This window comes from Azohydromonas sediminis, from assembly GCF_003574675.1.
Taxonomy (GTDB): domain Bacteria; phylum Pseudomonadota; class Gammaproteobacteria; order Burkholderiales; family Burkholderiaceae_C; genus Calidifontimicrobium; species Calidifontimicrobium sediminis.
This window is the reverse complement of sequence record NZ_QOAZ01000023.1, coordinates 49771-57627: the sequence shown is the minus strand read 5'-3', so window position 1 is coordinate 57627 and position 7857 is coordinate 49771. Positions and strand designations below refer to the sequence as shown.

Genomic DNA, 7857 nt, shown 5'->3' with positions numbered 1-7857 from the left:
CGACCACCCATGGCGGCTGCAACCCCAGCGCGCTGGTGAACAGCGCTTCGACCCCGACGCTCATCGAATCAACTCCCCCGGCGAAGCCCGCCCCGTGGACATGTGGACAGGCCGGCAAGCGGCCTGTCCACATACCCACCGGGCTCGACGACCAAGGGTCATTGTGAATGTTGGGTTCCACACGAAACGACGAGGGACCCTCACGCCGCGCAGTGTGGCATCGGCCGCGGCGCGGCGCCGTGGCTGCGGCTCAGAGCGTGCCGAAGCGCGACGGCGGCAACGGCAGGCGCATCGTCGTCGCCTCGGCGTGCCGTGGTGGCGTCGCCGCGTCGGGGTCCGGCGTGCGCTGCGCGTGTTCGCGCAGCGCACCGAACAGCGCCTGCACGCGCGCCGCGAGCTCGCGGTGCTGCCTTTCCTGGGCCTCGACGGCGTCGATGTGCCCTTCGAGCTCGCCGGCGGCGCTGCGGATGCGCTCGAGCGCGTCGCGGCGCTTGACGAAGGCCAGGCGCCGCTCGCGCAGCTGCGCGTCGACCTGCGCCGACGCGGCGCGGTTCCAGTGCTCGAGGTCGCGGATCGCGGCCTCGAACACGGTGCGCAGCCGCGACCACACCATCCGGCGGAACTGCTCGAGCTGGCGCGCGTCGGCCAGCCGCAGCGCGGTCGCGAGCCCGAGGTAGGCGTTGACGTTGCGCTCGGCGTCGGCGAGCTCGGCGAGCGTGCGCTCGAGCGACGGCGGGTCCGGCAGCACGAGCGCGAAGCCGAACTCGGCATTGATCTGCGCGAAGCTGGCCTGCAGCATCGCGCGCGTCTCGTCGTTGCGCTTGGCGGCGACGACCACGCGCTCGCGCAGACGCTGCACGAGCTCGCCGAACAGGCGCTTGGCGCCCAGGTGCAGCAGCGTGCCAGCGATGTCGTGCTGCAGCCGCGCGACGTCGTCGCGCAGGCGGTCGATCGAGATCGCGTCGAGGCTGTGGCGCAGCATGCGCGAGTGCACCGCGCGCAGCGCGCCCAGGCGCACCGTGCAGCGCTCGAAGTCCTTCGCGTCGTCGGCGACGCGCTGCAGCAGCAGCTGCACCTTGCCCTTGCTCTTGCCGCGCAGCCCGCGCAGCTCGAGCAGCTGCTCGGCGGCCTGGCGGCGCTGGTCGCCGAGCTGGCGCTCGAGCCGCTGCTCGATCGGCGCGAGACCGTCGAGCACGGCGCGCTGCAGCATCTGCTGGCGCCGCGGCAGCAGGTCCTGCGCGAGCAGCTCCTCGAACGCGGGCAGGCGGCTCTCGAGCAGCCCGAGCCGCTGGCCGTCGATGCGCGCGGTCAGCGCCTGCCGCGCCGACAGCGCGTAGACCTGCTGCGGCTCGATGCCCAGCGCCTGCGCCGTCGCGACGCGCTGGCGTTCGATCTGCTCCATCACCTCCTGCCGTGTCAGCAGCGGGTCGGCGAGCACGTCGATCTTGTTGAGCACCGCGTAGCGCTGCGCCGCGAGCGCGCTGAGGTGGTCGCGCCAGATCGCGAGGTCGGAGCGCGTCACGCCGGTGTCGGCACCGACGACGAACACCACCGCGTGCGCGGCCGGCAGCAGCCCGATCGTCAGCGCCGGCTCGGCACCGATCGCGTTGAGCCCCGGCGTGTCGAGCACGACCAGCCCGCGCTCGAGCAGCGGGTGGGGGTAGTTGATGATCGCGTGGCGCCAGCTCGGGATCTCGACCAGCCCTTCGGCGACCAGCGGCGGGTTGTCGTCGGGGCGCTCGTCGTCCCAGAGGCCCAGCGCGCGCGCCTCGTCGACGGGCACGGCCTTGGTGCGCATCACCTCGGCGAGGTCGTCGGCCAGGCGGTCAGGCGCCGTCGGGTCGAGGCGGATGCGCGTCCACAGCTCGGTCTTGCGGCGCAGCTCGTCGAGCGACTGCGGCAGCGTGCGCGTGTCGATCGGCAGCAGCGCGAGCATCGGCGGCTCGCCGCGCTCGCAACCGATCTCCACCGGACACATCGTCGTGCGACCCGGCGTGGCCGGCAGGATGCGCCGCCCGGTGTCGGCGAAGAAGATCGCGTTGATCAGCTCCGACTTGCCGCGCGAGAACTCGGCGACGAAGGCGACGACGACGCGGTCGCCGGCGACCTGGCGCCGCAGCGTCTCGATCGTGTCGGACGCATCGGGGTCGAGCAGCTGCGCGTCGCCCAGCCCCTGCGCGAGCTCGACGAGCCGGCGCTCGAGCAGGCGGCGCCAGCTGGAAAAGGCGTCGAGGTGGCGGGCGAACGAGGTCTGCATGTGAACCGAGGCGTCGGTGGCGGGGGCACACCGCACCGTTCGATTCACTGTAGCGCAGCGCCGCTGCAGACAAACGCGCGCGATCGCACGAAAAGCGGGTCGATTACCAGTGCTGACAACCGGGGCAGAAATACGTCGAGCGCTGCGCCTGCACGATGCGCCGCACCGTCGCGCCGCAGCGCAGGCAGGGCTGGCCCTCGCGGCCGTAGACGCGCGCCTCGGCCTGGAACGCGCCGGCCACGCCGTGCGCGTCGCGGAAGTCGCGCAGCGTCGAGCCGCCGAGCTCGATCGCGCGCGCGAGCACGCGCCGCAGCGATGCCAGCAGCCGCGCGCAGCGCGCGGGGCCGAGCCGGCGGCACGGCGTGCGCGGGTCGATGCCGGCGTCGAACAGCGCCTCGCACGCATAGATGTTGCCGGCACCGACGACGACGTCGCCGGCCAGCAGCGCGAGCTTGATCGGCGTGCGCCGCTGGCGCAGCGCGGCGTGCAGCGCCGCCGCGTCGAGTGCGGGGTCGAACGGCTCGGCGCCCAGCCCGGCGAGCAGCTTCGCGGCCATTCCGGCGTCGAGCGCCGGCGCCCACACGACGGCACCGAAACGGCGCGGGTCCGTCAGGCGCAGCGTGCCGCGGTCGGTGACGAGGTCGACGTGGTCGTGCCGGCCGGCGGGCGGCGGCGACGCGAGCAGCGCGAGCGAGCCCGACATGCCCAGGTGCACGAGCAGGCCGCCGCGGGACGCGCCCGCGGCTGCCAGCGGCAGCCACAGGTACTTGCCGCGCCGCGCCACGGCGCCGATGCGGCAGCCGACGAGCGAGTCGGTCTCGGTGCCCAGCGGCCAGCGCAGCGGCGCGCCGAGCCGCACGCCCGTGATGCGCGCCCCCTCGAGCCGGCCCGCGATGCTGCGGCGCGTGACTTCGACCTCGGGCATCTCGGGCATCGGGCGCGATTATCCGGGCCGGCAGGCGCGCCGCCCGGGCGTTCGCCCCTGCGGCGCGGGGCGGCGCGCCCGGCCCCTAGAATGGGTTTTTGTCGACGGGGTCCGAGATGTGGCGTGGTGGCCTGGCAGCTTGGCGCGCAGCGGCGCGCCACCGTGCGGCGCGGGCCGGCCACGCGCCGGCCGCGTCGCGCGCGTGGCCGCTGGCGGTGTCGGCACTGGCGCTCGCCGCGGGCTGCGCGGCGCAGACGCCCGCCCCGCCCACCGCGCCGGCGGACGCGGCCGCAGCGCCCGCGGCTCCCCCGGCACGATCGGCGCTCGACGCGCAACTGTTTTACCAGCTGCTGATCGGCGAGCTCGAGCTGCGCGGCGGCGAGCCCGGCGCGGCCTACCAGATCATCCTCGACGCGGCGCGGCGCACGCGCGACGAGGCGCTGTTCCGCCGCAGCGTCGAGATCGCGCTGCAGGCGCGCGCCGGCGAGCAGGCGCTCGCGGCCACGCGCGCGTGGCGTGACGCGGCACCGGCGTCGCTCGAGGCCGCGCGCTACGAGATCCAGCTGCTGCTCGCGCTGAACCGCACCGGCGAGCTCGCGGCACCGCTGCGCACGCTGCTCGAGCGTTCGGCGCCGGCCGACCGGCCGGGCATGATCGCCGCACTGCCGCGGCTGTTCCAGCGCCAGCCCGATGCGACGCTGGTGGCGCAGACGATCGAGCCGGTGCTGCGTCCGTACCTCGACGCCGAGTCGACGCGGGTGGCCGCGCGCGTGACGCTGGCGCGGCTGTGGCGCGCCGCCGGCGAGCGCGAACGTGCGCTGGCGCTGCTGCGGCAGGCCGCTGCCGACGACCCCGCCGCACCCGGCCCGACGCTGCTGGCCATCGAGATGATGGGCGAGACGCCGCAGGCCGAAGAGATCGTGCGCGCGGCGCTGCGCGCGCCGCACACCGACGTCGCGCTGCGTCTGGCCTACGCGCGCGCGCTGGCCGGCGCGCAGCGCTACCCCGATGCGGTGGCCCAGCTCGAGGACGTCACGCGGCTGCAGCCGGGGCTGGCGCCGGCGTGGCTGACCCTCGGTGCGCTGCGGCTGGAGCTGCGCGAGCCGGTGGCGGCCGAGCAGGCCCTGCAGCGCTACCTCGAATTGGTACAGACGGCACCGGGCGCGCCGGCGCGCGGCAGCGAGACGGCCAGCAATACCGAGCGCGGCGCCGACGAACGCAGCGACGCGCGCGACGACGAGAGCCTGACGCAGGCCTGGCTGCTGCTCGCGCAGGCCGCCGAGCAGCGCGGCGACCTGCAGGCGGCCGAGCAGTGGCTCGCGCGCATCGAGAACCCCGAGCAGCTGCTGCAGGTGCAGACGCGCCGCGCCGTGCTGCTGGCGCGCCGCGGCGACGTCGACGGCGCGCGCAACCTCGTGCGCGCGGTGCCCGAGCGCACGCTGCAGGACGCGCGCGCGAAGGTGCTCGCCGAGACGCAGGTTCTGCGCGAGGTGCGCCGCTGGGCCGACGCCTACGCCGTGCTCGACGCCGCGGCGGCGCGCTTCCCCGACGACACCGACCTGCTGTACGAGCAGGCGATGATGGCCGAGAAGATGGACCGGCTGGCCGACATGGAGCGGCTGCTGCGCCGCGTGATCGAGGTGCGTCCCGACCACCACCACGCCTACAACGCGCTCGGCTACTCGCTGGCCGACCGCAACCTGCGCCTCGACGAGGCGCGCGCGCTGATCGTACGCGCGCTCGAGCTGGCGCCGGGCGACCCGTTCATCACCGACAGCCTGGCGTGGGTCGAGTACCGCGCCGGCAACCTCGCCGAGGCGCTGCGGCTGCTGCGCCTGGCCTACGCGTCGCGCCCCGACACCGAGATCGCCGCCCACCTCGGCGAGGTGCTGTGGATGAAGGGCGAGCGCGACGAGGCGCGGCGCATCTGGCGCGACGCGCAGCGCCGCGACGCCGACAACGAGGTGCTGCGCGAGACGCTGTCGCGGCTGCGGGTCGACCTGTGACGCTGCGGCGTGCGTGCGCACCGGCGCTGGCCGCGCTCGCGCTGCTGGCCGGCTGCGCGACGGCGCCGCCCGCCGCCGACGTGATCGCCGGCCGCCTGGCGCTGCAGGTCGCCGCGCACGACGGTGCGGCCGAGCGGCAGTTCGCCAGCGCTTTCGAGCTCAGCGGCAGCGCCGAGCGCGGTGCGCTGCTGCTGACGGCGCCGCTGGGCACGACGCTCGCGCAGGCCCGTTGGCAGCCCGGCCGCGTCGAGCTGGCCACCGGCGACGGCGCGCGCGTCTACGCCGACCTCGACGCGCTGACCCGCGACGTGCTCGGCGAGGCGCTGCCGCTGGCGGCGCTGTTCGACTGGCTGCGCGCGCGACCCTGGCCGGCCGCACCGAGCGAGCCGACCGCGTCGGGCTTCGCGCAGCTGGGCTGGTCCGTCGACCTGGCCCGCCGCGCCGACGGCTGGATCGTGCTGCAGCGGGCACGCCCGCCGGCGGTGACGGTGCGCGTGCGGCTCGACGCCGCGTCGTGAGCGCACGATGACGCTGAAAGCGCTGTACGAAGTCCCGGCCCCGGCCAAGCTGAACCTGTTCCTGCACGTCGTCGGCCGCCGCGACGACGGCTACCACCTGCTGCAGTCGGTGTTCGTGCCGATCGACTGGGCCGACACGCTGCACTTCGAGCGCCGCGACGACGGCCGGCTGCAGCGCCACGACCTCGGCCCGGCGCTGCCCGCCGACGACCTGAGCGTGCGCGCGGCGACGCTGCTGCAGCGCGAAAGCGGCACGCCGCTGGGCGCCGACATCCACGTGCTCAAGCGCGTGCCGTGGGGCGCAGGCCTGGGTGGCGGCAGCTCCGACGCGGCGACGACGCTGCTCGCGCTCAACCGGCTGTGGGGCCTGCGCTGGCCGCGCTCGCGGCTGCTCGCGCTGGCGGCGCGCCTGGGCGCCGACGTGCCGTTCTTCGTCGCCGGCACGCCCGCCTTCGTCGAGGGCATCGGCGAGCGGCTGACGCCGGTCGAGCTGCCACCGATGCGCTTCGCCGTCGTCAAGCCGGCCGCATCGGTGTCGACGCCGGCCGTCTTCGGCGACCCGCGGCTGACGCGCGACACCGCCCCTGTTATACTTCTAGGCTTTCTTGCCGACATCGCCCGGGATCGTGGCGCGACGTCCGAGCTTTTCGGGCGCAACGACCTGGAGCCGGTGGCCGAGGCGCTGTGCGCCGAGGTGGGACAGGCGCGACAGTGGCTCGCTGCGCGCTTCGGCCCCGCCCGGATGAGTGGCTCGGGCAGCGCGGTGTTTGCGAGAATCGACGACGGCGATCCGTCCGTGGCGACGCCGGGCAGCGAGGTGTTCGACACCCTGCCGCCGGGCTGGACGGGGCGCCTGTCTCGCAGTCTGCCGGTGCACCCTCTGGCGCACTGGGCCGACTGATCCGGTTTCGAGGGCGCGGCGCGAGCCGTGTCCTGTGTAGGGGAGTCGCCAAGTTGGTTAAGGCATCGGATTTTGATTCCGACATTCGAGGGTTCGAATCCTTCCTCCCCTGCCAAACCCCATCCGCATGACCATCCCGCCCGAGGGCAGCGCGCGTTGACCGCGCTCGCGGCCCGGCACCGACGCCGCGACCCACCGTGCTGTTCAACACCGTCCTGTTCACCGGCAACGCCAACCCGGCGCTGGCGCAAGAGATCGCGACGCACCTCGGCGTCGAACTCGGCCACGCCAAGGTCGGGCGCTTCTCCGACGGCGAGGTCGACGTCGAGATCCAGCAGAACGTCCGCGCGCGCGACGTGTTCGTGATCCAGCCCACCGGTTCTCCGACCAACGAGAACCTGATGGAGCTGTGCATCATGGTCGATGCGCTCAAGCGCGCGAGCGCTCGGCGCATCACCGCGGTGATCCCCTACTTCGGCTACGCGCGCCAGGACCGCCGGCCGCGCTCGACGCGCGTGCCGATCAGCGCGAAGGTCGTCGCCAATATGCTCGAAGTCGTCGGCGTCGAGCGCGTGCTGACGATGGACCTGCACGCCGACCAGATCCAGGGCTTCTTCGACATCCCGGTCGACAACATCTACGCGTCGCCGGTGCTGCTGTCGGACCTCAAGGGCCGCAACTACCGCGACCTCGTCGTCGTCTCGCCCGACGTCGGCGGTGTCGTGCGCGCGCGCGCGCTGGCCAAGCAGCTCGGCTGCGACCTCGCGATCATCGACAAGCGCCGGCCGAAGGCCAACGTCGCCGAGGTGATGCACGTGATCGGCGAGATCGAGGGCCGCAACTGCGTGATCATGGACGACATGATCGACACCGCCGGCACGCTCGTGAAGGCCGCCGAGGTGCTCAAGGAGCGCGGCGCCGGCAGCGTCTACGCGTACTGCACGCACGCGGTGTTCTCGGGCCCGGCGATCGAGCGCATCCGCAACTCGGCGCTCGACGAAGTCGTCATCACCAACACGCTGCCGCTGGGCGAGTCGGCCAAGACGTGCCCGAAGATCCGGCAGCTGTCGGTGGCGTTCCTGTTCGCCGAGACGATCCGTCGCATCAGCGACGGCGAGTCGGTGACGTCGCTGTTCGCCGAGCAGAACAGTAACTTCTAGAGGGAAGAGCGGGTCGCCTCGCGGCGACCCTTTCCTTGGGTGGGTGCGCCGCGCCGGCAACCCATCGAGCAGCGGGCACGCAGCCCGCGA

General features: G+C 74.0%; 6 protein-coding genes and 1 tRNA gene. 5 read left to right on the top strand and 2 right to left on the bottom strand.

The annotated features are described in order from the left end of the window. Positions 1 to 250: 250 nt before the first annotated feature. Entirely contained in the window at positions 251 to 2257 is a 2007-nt protein-coding gene (locus tag DRV96_RS12535) for a dynamin family protein (RefSeq protein ID WP_119291574.1), read from the bottom strand. Between the two features lie 103 nt (positions 2258 to 2360). Then, positions 2361 to 3191 carry a bifunctional DNA-formamidopyrimidine glycosylase/DNA-(apurinic or apyrimidinic site) lyase gene (gene mutM, locus DRV96_RS12530; RefSeq protein WP_119291571.1) on the bottom strand — a complete coding sequence of 277 codons (831 nt, stop codon included), beginning with the start codon at positions 3189 to 3191 and terminating at the stop codon, positions 2361 to 2363. Between the two features lie 89 nt (positions 3192 to 3280). Here mutM and DRV96_RS12525 point away from each other — a divergent pair, with 89 nt between their 5' ends. The 5 genes from DRV96_RS12525 to DRV96_RS12505 all read left to right on the top strand — a co-directional run bounded on the left by DRV96_RS12525 (position 3281) and on the right by DRV96_RS12505 (position 7767). Beyond that, complete coding sequence (locus DRV96_RS12525; RefSeq protein WP_235823384.1) at positions 3281 to 5188, top strand: tetratricopeptide repeat protein; 1908 nt, start codon at positions 3281 to 3283, stop codon at positions 5186 to 5188. Then, on the top strand, positions 5185 to 5706 hold the full coding sequence (locus DRV96_RS12520; RefSeq protein WP_235823383.1) for a lipoprotein insertase outer membrane protein LolB: 522 nt from the start codon (positions 5185 to 5187) through the stop codon (positions 5704 to 5706). Before DRV96_RS12525 ends, DRV96_RS12520 begins: the two co-directional genes overlap by 4 nt. 7 nt (positions 5707 to 5713) lie before the next feature. Beyond that, positions 5714 to 6607 carry a 4-(cytidine 5'-diphospho)-2-C-methyl-D-erythritol kinase gene (gene ispE / locus DRV96_RS12515; protein ID WP_119291567.1) on the top strand — a complete coding sequence of 298 codons (894 nt, stop codon included), beginning with the start codon at positions 5714 to 5716 and terminating at the stop codon, positions 6605 to 6607. Positions 6608 to 6645: 38 nt separating this feature from the next. Further along, positions 6646 to 6722: transfer RNA gene (locus tag DRV96_RS12510), tRNA-Gln, on the top strand. Positions 6723 to 6804: 82 nt separating this feature from the next. After that, positions 6805 to 7767, top strand: a complete 963-nt coding sequence (locus tag DRV96_RS12505) for a ribose-phosphate pyrophosphokinase (protein ID WP_119291565.1) — start codon at positions 6805 to 6807, stop codon at positions 7765 to 7767. Positions 7768 to 7857 lie beyond the last annotated feature (90 nt).